Genomic DNA, 19,137 nt, shown 5'->3' with positions numbered 1-19,137 from the left:
ACATAGTTAACGGCACAATTTTAAATTACTTTAACTCTTCTTCGCTAGAAATATCATAAGTTTTACTGATAGTTTGTGCTTGTTCTATCGCTATGTCGCCTTGCCAACGCGAATGCACCATTGAAACGGCAAGTACGTAGCGATCATTGGGTAGATCTTCACCCGTAAGATTCATCGGGTAATCAGATTCGTAGCTCTTTCCCCAGACCTCTTCATAGTGTTCGTCGACATAATCGTACAAACCAACTTCAAGTTTAGGAAGTGGACAATAAGGGTTAAGCAGTTCTTTCTTATCGATACGCCACGTGTCTTTAGATGCCCAGCGAACTTGCTGACGCATGGCAACTTCACCAAGAATAACCCAAGTGCTCCAAGAGTTACCGCCATCGCCTTTTACGTTTAAACGATACAGTCCAGAATCGAGCTGAGACGCTAAGTTATAGCGCTTCCGATACAAGTTAACTGAGGCGTTGTTGACGACTTCGTTCTCTTTGGTGAATTCACTATCAGACGAGACAACTTTATCGACCCATTTTTCGAAGGTGATATCTTGAATACTGTTATCAGATGCGACCTCAATCGCAACACGGAATGTATCTCGCCCCGGGCTTTGAATGACGTGTCTTTTCACGACTACCGAACTGACCCAATCCGGTAATGTCTTTTTGGTGAGGGTTTTTCCACAATCTTTATTCAACGCTTGGTCAAACAATTCATTGAGGTGATCTTCTCGAGACTGAGAAACATTGATCTGCCAAACTTCCACTAATGAATCAAACATCTGAGGCAAGTCATTATCTAATAGATGTTTATGTACTTGAGTCAGAGCATCACTGTTCTTAAACCAATCTGCAGCGTGCGCGGTATTGAACACGCCAGACAGCAATAATAGTGGAAGTAAGGCTTTTTTCATTACGCTTTCATCTTGTAGCCAACGCCACGTAGCGTTTCGATTTCTAGACCCGGCAATTTCTGTCTAAGTTGCAGAACATGAGTGTCTACTGTACGTGTTGTTGGGAAGTGGTTGTAACCCCATACGTGATCCAGTAGCTCGTCACGAGTGAAAACGCGGCCAAGGTTGCTTGCCAAGAACAATAGTAGGTCAAACTCAGTACGTGTTAGTGTTACTTCTTGTTCGTTGAAAAACACTTCACGAGTTGCTTTATCGATAACAAGGTTTTGAGCGATGACTTTTGATGCATCTTGTTCTTCAGCGTCTGGTAGGCGAAGTTGAGCACGAATGCGAGCAAACAGCTCTGCTTCTGCGAATGGCTTAGTTAGGTAGTCATTTGCACCTGAATCTAGGCCCGCTACTTTGTCTTTTACTGTAACTAATGCTGTTAGCAAAATTACAGGTATATCTTTCTTTTTCTTCCAACCAGGAAGTGAATCTACTGAGTCACCATCAGGAAGTTGACGGTCTAGGATAACCAGATCAGCTTGTTCCCAATAGCCTTCAACTTCAGAGATCAGCTCAGCATGCAAACATTCATATCCAGCTTGCTCAAGGCTAACTAATAAACCGTCAGCTAAATTTTTATCATCTTCAACGAGAAGCAATGTCTGTTTCACAAGGTATCTCCAAAATAAATGTTGTTGGGGGGCCGATAAGCGTCATGTGACCGCCCATTTTTCCGACCATAGATTCCACTATCGTCAGACCTAAACCGAGTCCACTCTTACTAACGAATGGCTTTCTTAGTTGCCCCCAATCTTTGCGGGACAAGTCTCCATTATCTATAACTTTGAATGTCAGCTTCTTGTCAGAAGTATTCAGTTCTAGTATCACTGGTGCGACACCGTATTTAACAGCGTTTCTGATCAGGTTATCTATACACGTTCCTAACCAATACACGTTTACTTTTGCAGCAATATCTTTGTTTACACGCAGTTCAATTCCCGGCGCGAAATCTTCTTCAACTTTGTACTGAAGCCACTCTTCAACACTCGGCACCCACTCTGTCGCGAGTGGTTGATTGTCTGACTGCAAATAGTCTTTACTTGCTTCTGCCAACTGCCTCAAACGGCGCGTATCTTCGCACAGCCGACGAAACTCATCATATACTGATTCAGGCAAGTGTTCGAACTCTCGTCTGAACCCTTCAACCGTCAATGACAAACTCGCAATTGGCGTTCTTAATTCGTGCGTTAGAATTTGAAGAACCAGCATACGGCTCTTCATCTCTTGTTTCTTACTGTTCCAACGGTAAATCGCCCAACCCAAAACAAGCATGATGTTGGCAATCACCAAGATAAACATGGCAACTTGCAGAAGCTCTGAATGATCTTCTATTTCCCAACACACATTGCCGCGTTGTACGAAGCAACTTTTACCTTCCGAAGACAAACTGAACGATAAACCAGAAAGTGTTGCGTTTTCATTCCAAACTGATTCTTTGTACAGGTAATATCTGTCGCCGCGCTTTACCCACATTTCGTCAAGCTCTACAAACATGCTCGCACCTGCTAATAGTGCTGTGATGGCCTCACTGTCCATGTTTTGTAGACGAGATAAAAGTTCATCATGCTCTGTGTTTGGGCGCTCTTGAATATGCATAAAACGTTTCAGAGAGTCGAACTTGTCTGGATATTTTTCTACATATCTCGCCGCATAAGAACCACCACCAGGGTGAATCAAACCACTACGGCTAAACCAGCGATCAGAAAGCTTGGTTCCTTTGCACATTGCACGAGTAAAAACCAAGGGTTCTGTAATCAAAGGGCTTAACGGTAGTTTTCCGCTACACGTTTTTGATAACTGATATAAACGCTGGATGTCTTTTAACGGATACTCTGCAGTTTGTGGCAACATAGAAGACGGCATGATCAAGCGTGTTGGATAATCAGCCTGCAGCACTCGAATATCATAAGATTCGATTGCGGTTTCATGATCAAAAAGTTTGGTGAAATTATCGATACGCTCAGGCAAAGAGTCAGCAAATGCGTTTGCTGACACAGATAACGTAGCGATAAGAAGAGTAAATGTTCTTTTGATGATCACAAACCAACGCAAATTCATATAGATCAAACAAATATATACCATTCGCTATCAAAGATAAATTTTTAACCGCATGAAAAACAATAGTAATGGCGAGTTATAACAATAAATACCATCATATTAGAATTGTGTTGCACAAGCGTACTCACAAGTTTAGTGGATGAATCCAACGATCATTCGAACACGTTTTGCGTCAGTTTCCACGTCCTACTTGTTATTAGTTTTGAGTAAAGCAACTTACTGAGAACAAAAAAAGGAGCTCAACGAGCTCCTTTTTAGTTATCACACAAAGTGCTTTCTATAGATGTTCTAGAATACCTAGACAGCTCTGTTTCGCATCACCAAACAGCATCTGCGTGTTCTCTTTGAAGAACAATGGGTTTTGTACACCTGCGTAACCCGTATTCATCGAACGTTTGAATACGATAACGTTCTGAGCATTCCAAACTTCAAGTACTGGCATTCCAGCAATTGGACTGTTTGGATCTTCAAGCGCAGCAGGGTTAACGGTGTCATTTGCACCAATAACCAATACAGTATCTGTCTCACTTAAGTCGTCGTTGATTTCGTCCATTTCAAGAACGATATCGTATGGCACTTTCGCTTCAGCAAGGAGTACGTTCATGTGACCCGGTAACCTACCCGCAACTGGGTGGATACCAAATCGAACATTGATGCCCTGCGCTCGTAGCTTCTCAGTGATTTCATGCACTGGGTATTGAGCTTGAGCTACAGCCATGCCGTATCCTGGGGTAATGATGACAGACTTTGAGTTTTTCAACATGTCAGCTACATCTTCAGCTGATGTTTCGCGGTGCTCACCCTGCTCTTCATCGCCATCAGACACCACCACTTCTTGGCCGAATCCACCAGCAATAACGCTAATAAACGAACGGTTCATCGCCTTACACATGATGTAAGACAGAATCGCACCTGACGAACCAACCAATGCACCTGTTACGATAAGCAGATCGTTTGCAAGCATGAAACCTGCCGCCGCCGCTGCCCAACCAGAGTAAGAGTTAAGCATAGAGACAACCACTGGCATATCTGCGCCGCCAATCGATGCCACTAGGTGGTAACCGAATGCGAATGCGATAAGTGTCATCACCATAAGCGCGAACATGCTGCCGTCCGCTTTAACGAACATAATCATTAGCAATGTAGAAGCAACGATAGCCGCTAGGTTCCACTTGTGCTTATGAGGGATGTTCAATGCAGACGAAGAGATAACGCCGCGAAGCTTACCAAACGCAACAATAGAACCTGTAAACGTCACCGCACCGATAAACACGCCAAGGAACACTTCCACTAGGTGGATAACGTGCTCTGCATGAATATCTGCAGGGTTGATAGAAACAGCAGCAGGTGGATCAATATAGCTGTTGTAACCCACAAGTACCGCCGCCATACCTACGAAGCTGTGCAGAATTGCCACCAGCTCAGGCATCTCAGTCATTTCTACTTTTCTTGCGTAGTGGATACCAATACCACCACCGATCACCATAGCAATGATGATCCATACAATACCTGCAGAATGAGGGCCAAAGATCGTTGCGATCAACGCGATTGCCATACCTGTGATACCGTAATAGTTACCTGCACGTGCAGATTCCTGTTTCGATAACCCAGCCAAGCTCATTATAAAGAATACAGCAGCAACAATATAAGCTGCTTGTACTAATCCTTCAGACATCTGTTACTCCTTAGTCTTTACGGAACATTTCAAGCATACGTTTGGTCACAGTAAAGCCACCAAAGATATTGATACTTGCAATTAATACGGCAATAAATGATAAGAACGTGACGACGCCACTTCCTTGTCCTATCTGTAACAGTGCACCGACTACAATGATGCCTGAAATCGCGTTAGTCACGGACATCAGAGGCGTATGCAGAGAATGGCTTACATTCCAAACTACGTAATAACCCACCACACAAGCGAGAACAAAAACGGTAAAGTGAGATAAGAACGCAGCAGGAGCAACCGACGCTACCCAAGCGAAAGCACCAACCGCAATTGCAATGCCGGCGACTTTCTTGACTGGAGACACAGGTTGTTGAACCTTCGGTGGAGCTTTAGCTTCTTCAGGTTTAACTTGTTGTGGTTGAGCTGACACTTGAATTGGTGGCGCAGGCCAAGTAACTTCGCCCTCTTTAACCACAGTTACGCCACGTAGCACGACATCTTCAAAGTCAATATTGATGTTGCCATCTTTCTCTTTACATAGCAGCTTCAGTAGGTTGACTAGGTTAGTGGCATATAGCTGAGATGACTGAGTCGGCAGTCGACCAACCATATCGGTGTAACCAACAACTTTTACGCCATTAGCGGTTGTGATCACTTGATCTGCAACCGTGTATTCACAGTTACCGCCATTCGCAGCTGCAAGGTCAACAATAACGCTACCTGCACTCATGCTGTCTACCATCTCTTTAGTAATCAGCTTAGGTGCCGGACGACCTGGAATCAGTGCCGTTGTAATGATGATGTCAACGTCTTTCGCTTGAGCCGCATAAAGCTCTTCCGCTTTCTTGTTGAATGCTTCAGACATCTCTTTTGCGTAGCCATCACCCGCGCTGGTATCTTCCTTGAAATCGACTTCCAAGAATTCAGCGCCCATAGACTCGACTTGTTCTTTAACTTCAGGACGAACGTCGAACGAACGAACGATCGCACCCAAACTACCCGCAGCGCCAATGGCCGCTAGACCAGCAACACCCGCACCAGCAACCAATACTTTCGCTGGTGGAACTTTACCTGCCGCCGTAATTTGACCCGTGAAGAATCGACCAAATTCATGCGCCGCTTCAACCACAGCACGATAACCCGCGATGTTAGCCATAGAACTCAATGCATCTAGCGCTTGAGCTCTTGAAATACGAGGTACAGAGTCCATCGCCATCACATTGATGTTACGGCTGGACAATTGTTCCATTAATTCTGGATTTTGAGCAGGCCAAATAAAGCTGACCAATGTTGCGCCATCTTTAAGTAGATCGATTTCATTTTTAGACTCGTCAACGATCGGAGCGTTAACTTTAAAGATAATATCGGATTTCCAAGCTTCATCTGCGGTAACAACTTTTGCTCCAGCTTGTTCATAAGCTGCATCTTCAAAACTTGCTAACGCACCTGCTTGTGATTCAACACAAACTTCAAATCCTAATTTTAGAAGCTGTTCTACCGATTTCGGCGAAGCAGCGACTCGCGTTTCACCTGCGAGTGTTTCTCTTGGTACACCAATTTGCATAGCTATTCCTTGACTATTGGCACAATGACTTATTCGTTTGTATCTAACGACAACTAATACTTCAAGCGTTTTGTTCAAAGAACAGGAAAAGTTATTACTTATAACGATTTGGATGGATTTTGAGCGCTTCATTTGAAGAAATGACGAGCCTCTCGAACAAAGAGGTCAAACCACTTGCAAATAATCCTTTAAATAACAACCTTCTAGCTGTTCTTTATCCCTAAAACTAAAAAGAGCTTTCAGCATATACACTGAAAGCTCTCTAAATTATGACCAACATCAATTCTAACCCTAATTGGTTAGCTAAATATATTGTCGCCCATTTGGTCGATGAACATCTGCGATTTTTTAAGCATCAATTCATCGGCATCTTGTTTGTTTGAAACAACATCTGAACGAATGAAACGGTGGGTTTTGATTTCACCATCGAATTCTTTCTCGATTCGCCCAGCAACACGGTATTGACCAGATTCTGCAATGGCATCTTGATAGATATTGAAGCCTTTATATTCGATTGGTTCAATCTCTACTTTTTGTTCGGTTTTTTCTTTGCCACCAAATAATCTAGAAAAAAATCCCACGTTTTATACTCCTTAAATGACCGTATTAACCCTAAACTATCATGAGTGTTTACGGTTCAACAATGGCTTTTCATACCATTGCAATTCTACATCTTCATCAAAATTGTGTTGACTAAATATAACGGGCACATTGTCGTCACGTTCGCGTCTTCTATCGTCAATAATCATGCTTTCCGCATTCTTGACTGCGATCTCACTATTTCGTTTATAGAGCACTAGTTTGTCTTCTGGTAATGCCGAAAGAAAATCGATATCGAAACGAATATAAATAGGTTTAAGCTGCCCTAAAGCCAAGCACGCAAGATCAGCCAGCTGTTCGTTGGTATAATTAGACACATATTCCTCGGTAGCCAAAACATGACCAACCAGAGTTTCCATATAGTTATGTACATCAACACTAATTTGCATACTACACCTCCATTTGTAGCTATCACGACAGATCGTGTTCTAGCCTGATTGGCAACGACCTACATATTGTTACCTTACTATACCCTACTCATTACTACAGATTTACTAACTACATGTTAACTAACTATAACGACTAATTTATTTCTCATATATACTATGTAGTTCGTTCTATGGTTAATAGCAACTCAAATACATATAAAAAGAGTTGCACCAATAGCGACCTATGACTATGTTTTTGCTCTGATTTAGGCAAAAAGCTTGGCAATCGCTTGTTTAACCGTATCCTACGTATAAAATTAAATTATAAGATCATCAGTATAGTTAGGCTCACCAAATAAATGGCATCTTCTTTTGTAACGTCGAGCATGTTTCGATTTTGCTTCCCCCTATTTTTATTGGCAATTATACTCGCTGGTATGAACAACGTCATTCTTGTGACGGGTTCAAACTTAGGGTTTGCTAGCAACCTTCCATATATCCTATTGAGCGTTGCCGTTTTACTATGCCATACATTCAGACAAGGGCGTATGGCCATGGTGTCATCAACCATGCTAGTAGCATACCTGATCATCCAAGTTCGCTTACAAACGCCTCTTAATACCGGAACGACTTTGTTAGAACTATCGCTTCTTGCGGCATTAGTTCCTGTAACCTGTTTATTGGTGTATGCATTTCCTGACAACGGCGTAAACTCAAAATCCATGCTCCTCTACGCAATCGTTCTGGTTCTTTTCATGGTTTGGGCACAATTGATCGTTTCTCACTTCCATGCTGGTGGGTTTGAATCATGGAGTGAAGGCCTTCTTTTTGTTGTCAGAGATTTCTCAAAACTGCCTTTGGTTCTAGTGTTATATAGCCTTTGCTTACTTGGCCTTACAGCCATTCTTGTGTTGGTGTATAACCGCTCTATTGATGTTGTCGTTTATAGCGCAATCTTGCTTTCTTCTTGTACGTTCATCTTCTTTGACGTGCAATATATCTCTAGCACAATGTTCTCGTTATCAGGCACTTTGATCATCGTTTATGTGATGTCTGCCAGCCACGATATGGCCTTTAATGACCAATTGACTAACATCCCTGGTCGACATGCCTTAGAAGTGGATATGAAGCATCTAGGACGTAAGTATTCAATGGCCATGGTCGATATCGATCATTTCAAAAAATTTAACGATACTTACGGCCATGACATTGGCGACGACGTATTGAAGCTAGTAGCACGTATATTGAGAGAGACCACGGGTGGAGCTAAAGCTTATCGCTATGGTGGTGAAGAGTTCACGATCATTTTTAAAGGCAAATACTCGGAACAAGTTAAAGAACACCTTCAAACTTTGATTTCTGAGATTCAGAACTACGACATGACGATTCGTAATAGCCACGAGCGTCCTGATGATCATGAAGTGGGTATGAAAAAGCGTGGTAAGAACGGCAAACCATCGGAAGTAGTAAATGTGACAGTAAGCATTGGATTGTCTGATAGCACGACTACCAAACACCCTGAAGAAGTATTAAAGCTTGCCGACAAAGCGCTTTACAAAGCGAAAGAAACTGGTCGAAACAAGCTATGTGTTGATAGCTAAACGTAAGTGTTGATAACTAGACTAAAGGGAGCTTAATCTTGGTTGAAGAAGATAACCAAGCTGCCACCTTTTAAGCTACTTCCGTAGTTAATCGTAAAACCTATTCCCACGTTATCGACCCATTCATTAAATAGATTTGGATTAAGCAACCAACCTACACTGCCCTCATAGTAAGAAGTGGTACCCATAGAAGCCACGGTGTCACCACCAATATCAATTCTTCTTATACTCGAGTACATCGATGTGATGTTCTTATCCCAACGTACGAGATCATAGAAGACCTTGGCTTCATTGGCGATATACCACCCTTCAGGATGACCGACATTGCCATTATTTGCCTCACCCCAGCCGACGCCATTAAAGTAATGCCAACTGGTACTCAATTTATACTTTCCCCAGTCATTCTTATCTTCGTACATCAGCTTTATTTTAGGTTCAATGATATATGCCCAAGCATCAGTATTAAGGTAAACACCATCCAGTTGATCTTGAATAGGCTTTAGTAGAGAAGCGCGATAATCATAGTCATTACGGTAATATGAGATGTGATTGCCAATACCGGAATGAAAGCTCCAATATTCATCTAACTGGGACACATTCGCGAATTCCACGTAACCAGACACTACCGACTCTTTTTGAAAATCTTTTTTATTTGCTGAAGCGTATTCAACATCGTTCTCGATTCGCAACGCAGACAAGCGCAACGTCACCTCTTGATGGTTGTCTTCAATATAACTTGGTAATTCAAATGTGTAAGGCAAGCTCAGGGAGGTGATGCTTTGTCTACGACTGACCGAATCATTCGAACCGATGTTTTCATTGTCCAAACTAAATACTTTATTGGGATCAAAATTATTGATACCAAAAGTGAAAACATCGGTGTCGTTGAGCAATACACTGGTGGCGAAGCTCTGTTCTAAATCCTTTCTGAAACGATCAGTTAGCCAGTTGGCATTAACGGTCGCCGAAAAAACGGTAAAAAATAGAGGAACCGCAAGTGTCCAAGATGTATTCGCCATAGAAAATGACTTCGAATGTGGCATTTCTCTTATCACTAAAGCACTTCGTAGCTCAAACGCTAATAGAAGTATAAACTGAAATATCTAAAAGAGCTCGCCAACTAACGAGCAAGCTCCAAAATGTTGCGTTGTACAAAGGTATTTCTACCACTTTGCTTCGCTTGATAAAGCGCTTGATCGACCTTTTCGTAAATAGAGGCAATAGATTCACCACCTTCTGGTACAAATGACAACACACCTTGTGACGCTGTCACTCTATCGGACACCGTTGAATAATCGTGGACGTAATTCATTTCATGTAACGCTTCTTTTATACGTATCGCCTGTTGCATAGCAGTATCACTATCCGTATCACTTAAAATAAGAACAAACTCTTCACCGCCATAGCGACCGACAAACTCTCCCGCTCGAACAAAAAGCAGCCTCAAGGTATTAGCAAGCTCTTGCAAGCACTTATCCCCTTGAATATGGCCGTAATTATCGTTGTAAGGCTTAAAGAAGTCTACATCTAGTAATATGACTGTCATTGATATATTACGTCTTCCATGCCACGCTATGCTCTCTTCAAGCTTAGTGTCCATATATCGACGGTTATACAATTTAGTCAGGCCATCTTCATTGGCTTGTTGCTGCAGGAGGATATTCAGCTCTTCGAGCTTGGCAGTACTCTGTTTTAACTCTCGCCTCATATGCGCGATACGCTGCATCGCGATCAACTTGGAATTCAAAACAACTTTGTTCACAGGCTTTATCAGGTAATCATCCCCACCTGCATCAATCGCTTTCGCAATCATTTCAGGTTCTTCATGACCACTCAAAAAGATGATAGGAACCCATTCTGGGAATTGCCTGCGAACCTCATTAGCAACCTCAAAACCATCCATGTCTGGCATGCTGATATCAAGCAACACAAGTTCAGGATCAAAATCAGAATAAACATTCAGGGCTTCTTTTCCGCTACCGACAGCTTCTACAATATGACCCAGCTGCTTGAGTCGAATAGCAAGTTGCATCCTGTCTAGTTGAACGTCATCAACCAGCAATATGCGCATCGAAGATCCCTTTTCTATCATCACATCACCTTTATCTAGTGTTGAATATTCAAAGTAGCTCAAATTTGAGCTTAAATCATGCCCTAATCTCTATATTATATTGACTTTTTTACAGATCTTTTTAGCATTGTTTCTTTTTAAAGAGAAATACTATGTCAGACGCTACAAACAACGAAGTACAAGAAATCGATTTAACCACTATCTCACCAGAGCTTCGCCAAGTTATCGAATTTGATGAAGTGCCTAAAGAGATGCACAACATGGTTACTTCTATTCATGAGGTGTCTGAAGAAGCAGTGCGTGAAACTTGGAGCAGCCTTCCAGCAAGCGCACAAAATGTTTTGGACAATTTTGAGCAGTTCCACGCTCTAATCTCTGTTAGCCAAGCTTTTGCTGGCGTAAACATGATGGAAGAGTTCCCTACTCTTAAACTTCCAGAAGGCATGTCTGATGAAGAAAAAGAAGAGTACCGAGCTCAACTGCTTGACCAAATTTTACATAACTGTGTAAAAGACATGGCTAAGCAAATCAAGAAAGCGCGTCGCGATGCTATCTTGAAGCGTGATTTCAAAGAAGTTTTCATCCGCTAAGCTATTCATCGCACCTAAATTTAGGTTGAATGTTTAACGAAAACTTAATGATTAAGCCGTATGTTATTTAAAACATGCGGCTTTTTTGTGCCTGCAGCTTTTTCTGTTCGTTGCTTGAGAGCTTCGCTCACAATATCTTTGTGTTTTTTGCCACTGAAACTCTTGTCAGTGTCGCTTTTGACATTCTACAAATAAGTAATATGCCTTAACACTCATACAGTGTGGCGCAAAACTGGCAGTGATACCGTATAAAAATGACGCATGTATCCATTCATGGAATCAAGATCGAGTTTTACAAACTATAGAATAAAAATAAGAACGAAAAACACCGCGTGAACTTAATACCTTGCCACGAGAATTTGATAACTTGCCGTATGGACTTAGTGTGTTACAGCGATATCTCTTTGAGCGACACTTACACCTTTTATTTGCACATAAACACGTTGTCCAATTTCTAGGTTCAACTCATCAAGCGCCCACAATGTAATGGTTGCCCATAGATAGCATCCAGGCTCCAATTCTAATTCTACAGCCACACTCTGCTTATTCGTGCCTTGTTGATGCGTCTCTACGCTTTTAATCGTAACTGGAAGGATATTACGTATCGAAGTCCCGGTTGGCTGTTCTAGCGTGATGGAGACGTCATTTGCCCTCACTTGCAACCTCACCGTAGCACCAAGCTTGCTTGATACTTTCTGAACCCAAAGTGACGTCGATTTACCTAGCGTTAAACGAGACAGCGCATAGTCATCATTGTGTTCTGCTAATGTTCCTTCAAACAGTGAGCTTTGCTCTGAGAAAGATTGCCAAGGTTGCATCGCTCTCGATGCCCATACCTCTTCCGTCACGCCCGATGAAATAACTTTACCTTGGTCAATAATCACAAGGTGATTTGCCAAGCGTAAAATTTCATTGAGGCTATGAGTCACATAGATGATCGGTATTTGCACGCTTTCGGATAAGTTTTCCAGAAACGGCATTACTTCGCGCTTACGGGGCAAGTCGAGAGATGCCAATGGCTCATCCATCAACAAAATACTTGGCTTTGATAACAAGGCACGGCCAATCGCCACTCGTTGCTTCTCACCGCCAGACAAACGTGCAGGGTAACGATCAAGCAATGAACCTAAAGACAATAGCGAGACAATTTGTTCAAAGTGCGCTTTATCAACACCTTTCATACCGTACTTAAGATTAGCCCCTACCTTCATGTGTGGGAACAAGCGTGACTCTTGAAATACATAGCCCACATTGCGTTTGTGAGTCGGCAGGTTAATGCCATTTTGACTATCAAACAGAGTGGTTCCAGATACGCTGATCAAACCTTTATCTGGCTGTTTAAGACCACTAATCGCATTGATAAGTGAGGTTTTACCTGCACCAGAACGGCCAAAAATTGCAGTAATGCCACTGCTAGGCAGTTCTAAATCGATATCAAAAAATGTTTCACCAAGCTGTTGCTGATACCGGAGGATCAAAGCACTCATGCATTACCTCCTAGTCGCTGTGCAGACTTTTTGTTAAGCCATTCAGATAGCATCAATGAACTAAGGGCAATCACAATAGAAATGATACACAAACGCGCTGCTTCCATTTCTGCACCAGGGGTTTCAATAAAGGTATACATGGCCAATGGAATGGTTTGAGTTTCGCCGGGAATATTTGAAACGAAGCTGATCGTCGCACCAAACTCACCTAGGCTTCTTGCGAATGAAAGCATGGTGCCGGTAATGATCCCAGGGATCATCAAGGGCAAAGTGATCGTAAAAAACACGCGAACAGGTGAAGCGCCCAATGTGGCAGCGGCCTCTTCAAGCTTACTGTCTACGGTTTCTAGGCTCAACCTGATAGAACGAACCATCAACGGCAACGCCACAACCACGCAAGCAAGTGCCGCGCCCTTCCAGCTAAAGCTGAATACAATACCAAACACGTCATTGAGCCACGAGCCAATAATGCCTTGCCTACCCATCATCACTAACAGTAAATAGCCGATGACCACTGGTGGCAATACCAAAGGTAAATGGACAATGCTCTCTACAATACTTTTGCCTACAAATTGCTTCTTAGCAAGCAGCCAGGCTAAGCCAATGCCGATAGGGATAAGCCATAAGATGGCAAACCCAGCAACTTTCAAGCTCAGCAATAAGGCTTGATATTCGTATTCCGATAAATACATCATTTAACGCACTTCAAATCCAAAACTGTTCAAGGTGTCCTTCGCTTTTTCGCTATTAAGGAAAGTATAGAACTCTTCTGCAACGACTGTATCGCTCAATCTCGCTACAGGGTAACGTATTGGCGTATGTAAATTTGATGGGAACGTCTTTACTAGGTTCACTTCTTTAGACAGCAGCGCATCTGTTTTGTAAACAATACCAAGCTTAGCCTCACTGCGCTCTACTAAAGCTAAGGCCATACGAACATTGTTACTTGGTGCTAATCTAGTCTTCACATCGTCCCATACACCTAACGTTTCTAACGCCTCTTTAGCGTAGATACCCGCAGGAACAGAAGTGGTATTGCCCACAGCAAGCCTTTCATTAGTAAGCAGTTTAGCCCATTGTTCACCTTTTGACAGGCTCAGTGATATCGACGTCTCTTTTGGGGCTATCAACACAAGTTCGTTTTCACATAGATTTGTGACATTGTCACTAGAAACCAATTTACTATCGACTAGGTACGTCATCCATTTCTCATTTGCCGAGATAAAGATGTCGGCTGGTGCTCCTCTTTCGATTTGTCGTACCAAAGAAGATGTGCTCGCATACACAGGAATCACATCGACAGAATGGTCTTTCTCAAACTCTTCAACCAACAAGTTGACTGCATTGGTCATTGAAGATGCAGCATAAACTCGTAGCTTTTCGGCAGCCAAAAGATGACTAGAACTCAATACCGAAGTTAAGGCCATGGTTAAAAGGAAGAGTCGCTTTTTCATTGTTATCACTTATCTATGTTCGTTTAGGTTCTTTAGCTAACTTCTAAATGGCGGCCAAAGCTGTTAATTCTGGCCAAAGCAGGTCAAGATTTAAGTACTCTTCGATGGCATCCGCGATTCGATTAATACCCAGCTCTTTAAGCTGTTCGTGGTCAATCGCTGTCACATCGTTGGCTCCTGCCCATTCGCAAATAAGCGACAACGCATCACTGTTGTCGAATACGCCATGCAGGTAAGTACCAAAAATCGAGTTGTCTTGATTTATAGCGCCGTCTAGGCTGCCAGATTCTAACTGAACCGGTAAGGCTGTTTCATTGACATCAGTCCTACCTACGTGAATTTCATAACCTTTTACTTGTGCTGATTTTCCATCCAGCGTCATGGTACCGCGCACGTTAGTTAAGGTTTTCTGTTGCGTTAAAGTCGTTTCAGTATCGAGATACCCTAACCCTTCACTGCTGCCGGGTTCACCCTCAACTCCATCCGGATCGTGGATGATCTTTCCTAGCATCTGGTAACCGCCACAAATACCCATCACCTTGCCGCCTAAACGTAGGTGGCGCTGAATATCTTTGTCCCAGCCTTGCTCTTTTAAGTAATCCAAATCGGCTCTTACTGATTTTGTACCCGGCAAGATAATCAAATCCGCGTTGTTTACACGCTCGCCTTTGCCTACGTAACGTAAATCAATGGAAGGATTGAGCCTCAGTGCATCAAAGTCTGTGTGATTGCTAATTCGGGTTAGCACAGGCACCACGACTTTAAGTCTAGCTTCTCCGTCAGACTCTTGGGCTGAAGTAATGGCATCTTCCGCTTCAAGGTTAAAACCATGCAGGTATGGCAGTACACCAATCACTGGCTTGCCGGTTTTCTCTTCTAGCCAATCAAGGCCAGATTGAAGCAGCGCGATATCGCCTCTAAAGCGATTAATCACAAAGCCTTTTACGCGAGCTTGTTCAGATTCAGATAATAACTCTAATGTGCCGTAGAGGTGCGCAAAAACGCCACCACGGTCAATGTCAGCAACAATGATCACCGGGATATCCGCCTTTTCAGCAAATCCCATGTTCGCAATATCATTTTCGCGGAGGTTAATTTCAGCTGGGCTACCCGCGCCTTCAATCATCACGCTTTCGTATTCTTCAGAAAGTCGGTCAAATGAGTCAATAACGGTATCCATCGCCACTTTCTTGTAATCATGATAGCCCGTTGCTTCCATATTACTGATCGCTCGGCCTTGCAGAATCACTTGTGCGCCAGTATCTGAATTGGGTTTTAGCAATACCGGATTCATGTGAACAGTGGGTTCAATGTTACAAGCTTGCGCCTGAACCGCTTGAGCGCGACCAATTTCGCCGCCATCTTTTGTCACCGCACTGTTTAACGCCATGTTTTGTGGCTTAAAAGGTGCCACTTTGATCCCTTTCCTTGCCAAAACACGGCATAAACCTGCCACCAAAACACTTTTCCCGGCATCTGACGTTGTCCCTTGAACCATAAGGGCGTTTAACGGTGATCGCATCTGTACTTAAATCCTTAATTTCTTAATGTTCAATTTATAGCTGTACGCAATATTTCTCTGCCTCCATCTTAACGTCATTGCCGAGTAGATGCTCAATAAAATGAATGGAAAATGAATGTGTTACTCACTCTGGATTCAACCCCAGTGTTGTTTAATAGCTCCATCGAAACGAAGCTTATGAACAATAAGCAGCGCATCAACAAATAAAACGTACTAACGGAAAGAAACGTTTCAAATTCAGAAAAACGTTTCTACTAAAAACAACATTAAGGGATTCACCATGAAAAAAACTGTATTAGCTATCGCATCTACTATTATCCTTGCTCCTACTTTCGCAATGGCTGGTGACCACAAAGATAACTCCAATCACGCCAACAACAGCAAGCACGAGAGCGCTATTGCTTACACTGGACCAATTGAAACCGTTTCTGTTGCAACACTACTTGCTGACACAAGCATGTTCGCAGAGCAAGAAGCGATTGTGGATGGCAAGATTGTTCGTCAACTAAAGAATGATACGTTTGTCTTCTCTGATGGACAGAGTGAAATTCAGATCGAACTGGATGATGATATCCGTCTTGCGCAACCCCTAACCGCAGATACAAAGGTTCGCATCTTTGGTGAATATGAAGGCGGAAAGACACCTGAAATCGAAGTAGATCATATCCAGGTTCTATAAGCGATTAATATAAAAATACTGACTTTAAATAATTGGCCTGCATATTGCAGGCTTTTTTGTATTATACTGCCGCAAAATACAATTTATATGGAGTCACCATGCTAGGTTGCACGAATAAGACTGTCCTTTTAGGACTCGCTGCACTGTGTTCATTCTCTGCGTCTGCAAACAACTTTAACTACAACACATTCGAGCTGCGAATGGGGACTAGCCCAAGTACTTTCGGTGGTGAAGTCACAACAATGTTCACTCAGAACTCTCACTTTGTTGCTCGTATCGATTCAGAATTTGAAAGTGATTGGGATGCCGCAGTAGGTATGGGATTCAACGGCCCAATCAGTCAATTTGCTGACGTTACTGGTCAAATGCTGTTACACAACATTGAACGTAATGATGACAACCACATTAAAACAGAAATCAATATTGGCTTAAGAGCTTGGTTAATGGCAAACGTTGAAGTTAACGCACGCCTTGGACAACTAATCGACAACGACGACACGCATTCAATTGTTGGTGTAGGTGCACGTTTCCACTCTACGGATCAACTTTCTGTTGGCCTTGATATGCGAAACAACGGCACTTACGGCCACCAAATCTTAATGTCGGCTCGATTCGGCTTCTAAGCCAGATTTCGTACCTAGGTTTTATTAATAAGCTAGGGTTTCGTCACTAAGTAATAAATAGCCAAACAAACAAAAAAGCCCCGAACATATTAATGTTTGGGGCTTTTTTTTGTTAGATTCGCTGGCAGTTAGTCGTTCAACACACTAACAACAACTTACTCTATAAGTTAACCATCAACATCTTTTTCTGATGATCAAGGTACTCTTCGTAAGTGCCTTGGAAGCTCACGAGCTGTTGGTCTTTCACATCGATGATGTGTGTTGCCAATGAAGAGACAAACTCACGGTCATGGCTCACGAAGATAAGCGTGCCAGTGTAAACCTTAAGTGCATCGTTTAGGGCTTGGATAGCTTCCATGTCCATGTGGTTGGTTGGTTCGTCCATCACAAGCACGTTGATGTCTTGCATCATTAGCTTGCCGAATAACAGACGGTTCTTCTCACCACCAGAACAGTTGCGAGCTTTCTTGTTCGCATCGTCAGCCGTAAACAGTAGACGACCAAGAATACCGCGCACCATTAGGTCATCGTGCTTCGCTGTACGCCATTGTGAGATCCAATCAAAGATGCTCAGGTCGTTATCAAAATCCTTAGTGCTGTCTTGTGGGCAGTAACCTACAGAAGCATTTTCAGACCATTTAACGATACCTTCGTTCTGCTCTAGCTCTTGAACTAGACAACGTAGCAGCGTGGTTTTACCTACACCGTTCTCACCGATAACCGCAAGGCGTGTACCCGCTTCAAGCAGTAAATTACCACCAGCAAACAGTGTTTCACCATCGAAGCCGTGACCAAGTTCTTGAAGTTCAAGAGCTTGACGGTGCAGTTTCTTACCTTCACCGAAATCGATTGATGGGCTCATACGGCTCGATGATTTCACTTCATCAAGTGTGATTTTATCCATTTTCTTAGCACGTGAACTTGCTTGCTTCGCTTTAGATGCGTTAGCACCAAAACGGTTTACGAAGTCTTGAAGCTCGCTGATTTCAGCCGCTTTCTTAGCATTGCTTGCTAGAAGCTGTTCGCGAATCAAGCCAGATGCTTCTAGGAAGTACTCGTAGTTACCTGGATAAATACGTAGCTCACCGTAATCGATGTCCGCCATGTGCGTACATACAGAGTTCAGGAAGTGTCTATCGTGCGAGATGATGATCATTGTACATTTACGTTGGTTTAGCTCTTCAGCCAGCCAGTTGATCGTATGAATGTCCAAGTTGTTGGTTGGTTCATCAAGTAGCAAGATATCTGGGTTTGCAAACAGTGCTTGTGCCAATAGCACACGCAGTTTCCAACCTGGAGCAACTTGCTGCATCAGACCGAAGTGGAACTCTTCCTCGATACCCGCTTGAATCAGGATGTCACCCGCGCGGCTTTCTGCTGTGTAGCCGTCCATTTCTGCGAATTCACTTTCAAGCTCAGCGACTTTCATACCATCGTCTTCACTCATTTCTGGCAAAGAGTAAATACGGTCACGCTCTTGTTTTACTTCCCAAAGCTTTCTGTCGCCCATGATTACAACGTCGATAACGCTGTACTGTTCGAATGCGAACTGATCTTGGCTCAAAACACCCAGTTTTTCTCCAGGAGTGATAGAAACGTTGCCCGAACTTGGCGTTAATGCGCCACTTAGGATTTTCATGAACGTTGATTTGCCGCAACCATTAGCGCCGATCAAACCATAGCGGTTGCCGTTACCAAATTTAGCAGAGATGTTTTCAAACAGTGGCTCTGCGCCAAATTGCATTGTGATGTTCGCGGTAGATATCAAAGAACTAATTCCTAAGCGTGTACTGACAGTTAATTATTAGGCAGAAAGATGTGCCTAAATAAGAAGTACGAAAGTATGGATTAAACATAAAACGAAGCGCGGATTATATAGAGATCAGGATC

At 42.9% G+C, this 19,137-nt stretch carries 18 protein-coding genes; 4 read left to right on the top strand and 14 right to left on the bottom strand.

Translation table 11 applies throughout. The annotated features are described in order from the left end of the window. Positions 1-25: 25 nt before the first annotated feature. From AB8613_RS22385 to AB8613_RS22355, 7 genes are all read right to left on the bottom strand, one after another. Positions 26-913: a DUF2861 family protein gene (locus tag AB8613_RS22385; protein ID WP_372385060.1), complete on the bottom strand. Its 888-nt coding sequence runs from the start codon at positions 911-913 to the stop codon at positions 26-28. Further along, positions 913-1,572, bottom strand: a complete 660-nt coding sequence (gene vxrB / locus AB8613_RS22380; RefSeq protein ID WP_017632827.1) for a response regulator transcription factor VxrB — start codon at positions 1,570-1,572, stop codon at positions 913-915. Before vxrB ends, AB8613_RS22385 begins: the two co-directional genes overlap by 1 nt. Then, entirely contained in the window at positions 1,547-3,019 is a 1,473-nt protein-coding gene (gene vxrA, locus AB8613_RS22375; RefSeq protein WP_146490456.1) for a sensor histidine kinase VxrA, read from the bottom strand. Before vxrA ends, vxrB begins: the two co-directional genes overlap by 26 nt. Before the next feature lie 277 nt (positions 3,020-3,296). After that, the gene (gene pntB / locus AB8613_RS22370) at positions 3,297-4,694 is read right to left on the bottom strand and encodes a Re/Si-specific NAD(P)(+) transhydrogenase subunit beta (protein WP_060981310.1); all 1,398 of its coding nucleotides are present in this window, start codon (positions 4,692-4,694) and stop codon (positions 3,297-3,299) included. Between the two features lie 10 nt (positions 4,695-4,704). After that, a complete protein-coding gene (pntA, locus tag AB8613_RS22365; protein ID WP_372385059.1) occupies positions 4,705-6,252 on the bottom strand; it encodes a Re/Si-specific NAD(P)(+) transhydrogenase subunit alpha in 1,548 nt (515 codons plus the stop codon). Positions 6,253-6,551: 299 nt separating this feature from the next. Next, entirely contained in the window at positions 6,552-6,833 is a 282-nt protein-coding gene (locus AB8613_RS22360) for an HlyU family transcriptional regulator (RefSeq protein WP_060981308.1), read from the bottom strand. Positions 6,834-6,872: 39 nt separating this feature from the next. Then, positions 6,873-7,241: a late competence development ComFB family protein gene (locus tag AB8613_RS22355; RefSeq protein WP_060981307.1), complete on the bottom strand. Its 369-nt coding sequence runs from the start codon at positions 7,239-7,241 to the stop codon at positions 6,873-6,875. 338 nt (positions 7,242-7,579) lie between these two features. Here AB8613_RS22355 and AB8613_RS22350 point away from each other — a divergent pair, with 338 nt between their 5' ends. Next, complete coding sequence (locus tag AB8613_RS22350) at positions 7,580-8,821, top strand: GGDEF domain-containing protein (RefSeq protein ID WP_372385058.1); 1,242 nt, start codon at positions 7,580-7,582, stop codon at positions 8,819-8,821. 32 nt (positions 8,822-8,853) lie between these two features. Here AB8613_RS22350 and AB8613_RS22345 read toward each other — a convergent pair whose 3' ends face one another. Together AB8613_RS22345 and AB8613_RS22340 are read right to left on the bottom strand one after the other, a co-directional pair. Then, entirely contained in the window at positions 8,854-9,864 is a 1,011-nt protein-coding gene (locus tag AB8613_RS22345; RefSeq protein ID WP_372385057.1) for a Solitary outer membrane autotransporter beta-barrel domain, read from the bottom strand. Between the two features lie 77 nt (positions 9,865-9,941). Continuing rightward, positions 9,942-10,892: a diguanylate cyclase gene (locus tag AB8613_RS22340; protein ID WP_372385056.1), complete on the bottom strand. Its 951-nt coding sequence runs from the start codon at positions 10,890-10,892 to the stop codon at positions 9,942-9,944. A 152-nt stretch (positions 10,893-11,044) separates the two neighbouring features. Here AB8613_RS22340 and AB8613_RS22335 point away from each other — a divergent pair, with 152 nt between their 5' ends. After that, positions 11,045-11,482 (top strand): DUF3069 domain-containing protein, encoded by a 438-nt coding sequence (locus AB8613_RS22335; protein WP_004731036.1) that lies wholly within the window; start codon positions 11,045-11,047, stop codon positions 11,480-11,482. A 380-nt stretch (positions 11,483-11,862) separates the two neighbouring features. Here AB8613_RS22335 and modC read toward each other — a convergent pair whose 3' ends face one another. From modC to AB8613_RS22315, 4 genes are read right to left on the bottom strand one after another with little or no spacing between them, the layout of a single operon-like run. Beyond that, the gene (gene modC, locus AB8613_RS22330; RefSeq protein ID WP_285954482.1) at positions 11,863-12,969 is read right to left on the bottom strand and encodes a molybdenum ABC transporter ATP-binding protein ModC; all 1,107 of its coding nucleotides are present in this window, start codon (positions 12,967-12,969) and stop codon (positions 11,863-11,865) included. After that, complete coding sequence (gene modB / locus AB8613_RS22325) at positions 12,966-13,664, bottom strand: molybdate ABC transporter permease subunit (protein WP_146490443.1); 699 nt, start codon at positions 13,662-13,664, stop codon at positions 12,966-12,968. The genes modC and modB overlap by 4 nt, the downstream gene beginning before the upstream one ends. Next, positions 13,665-14,423, bottom strand: a complete 759-nt coding sequence (gene modA / locus AB8613_RS22320; protein ID WP_372385055.1) for a molybdate ABC transporter substrate-binding protein — start codon at positions 14,421-14,423, stop codon at positions 13,665-13,667. 43 nt (positions 14,424-14,466) lie between these two features. Further along, a complete protein-coding gene (locus AB8613_RS22315) occupies positions 14,467-15,945 on the bottom strand; it encodes a cobyric acid synthase (RefSeq protein ID WP_372385054.1) in 1,479 nt (492 codons plus the stop codon). Positions 15,946-16,225: 280 nt separating this feature from the next. Here AB8613_RS22315 and AB8613_RS22310 point away from each other — a divergent pair, with 280 nt between their 5' ends. Together AB8613_RS22310 and AB8613_RS22305 are read left to right on the top strand one after the other, a co-directional pair. Then, positions 16,226-16,624: a YgiW/YdeI family stress tolerance OB fold protein gene (locus tag AB8613_RS22310; RefSeq protein ID WP_146490440.1), complete on the top strand. Its 399-nt coding sequence runs from the start codon at positions 16,226-16,228 to the stop codon at positions 16,622-16,624. 98 nt (positions 16,625-16,722) lie between these two features. After that, entirely contained in the window at positions 16,723-17,247 is a 525-nt protein-coding gene (locus AB8613_RS22305) for a hypothetical protein (RefSeq protein ID WP_372385053.1), read from the top strand. A gap of 160 nt (positions 17,248-17,407) precedes the next feature. Here the strand turns inward: AB8613_RS22305 and AB8613_RS22300 are convergent, their stop codons facing one another. Continuing rightward, on the bottom strand, positions 17,408-19,015 hold the full coding sequence (locus tag AB8613_RS22300; RefSeq protein ID WP_080967416.1) for an ABC-F family ATPase: 1,608 nt from the start codon (positions 19,013-19,015) through the stop codon (positions 17,408-17,410). Positions 19,016-19,137 lie beyond the last annotated feature (122 nt).

It is taken from the genome of Vibrio sp. BS-M-Sm-2 (genome assembly GCF_041504345.1).
Taxonomy (GTDB): domain Bacteria; phylum Pseudomonadota; class Gammaproteobacteria; order Enterobacterales; family Vibrionaceae; genus Vibrio; species Vibrio satsumensis.
Note: the sequence above shows the minus strand (reverse complement) of the source record. Positions and strands in the feature narration are given on the sequence as shown.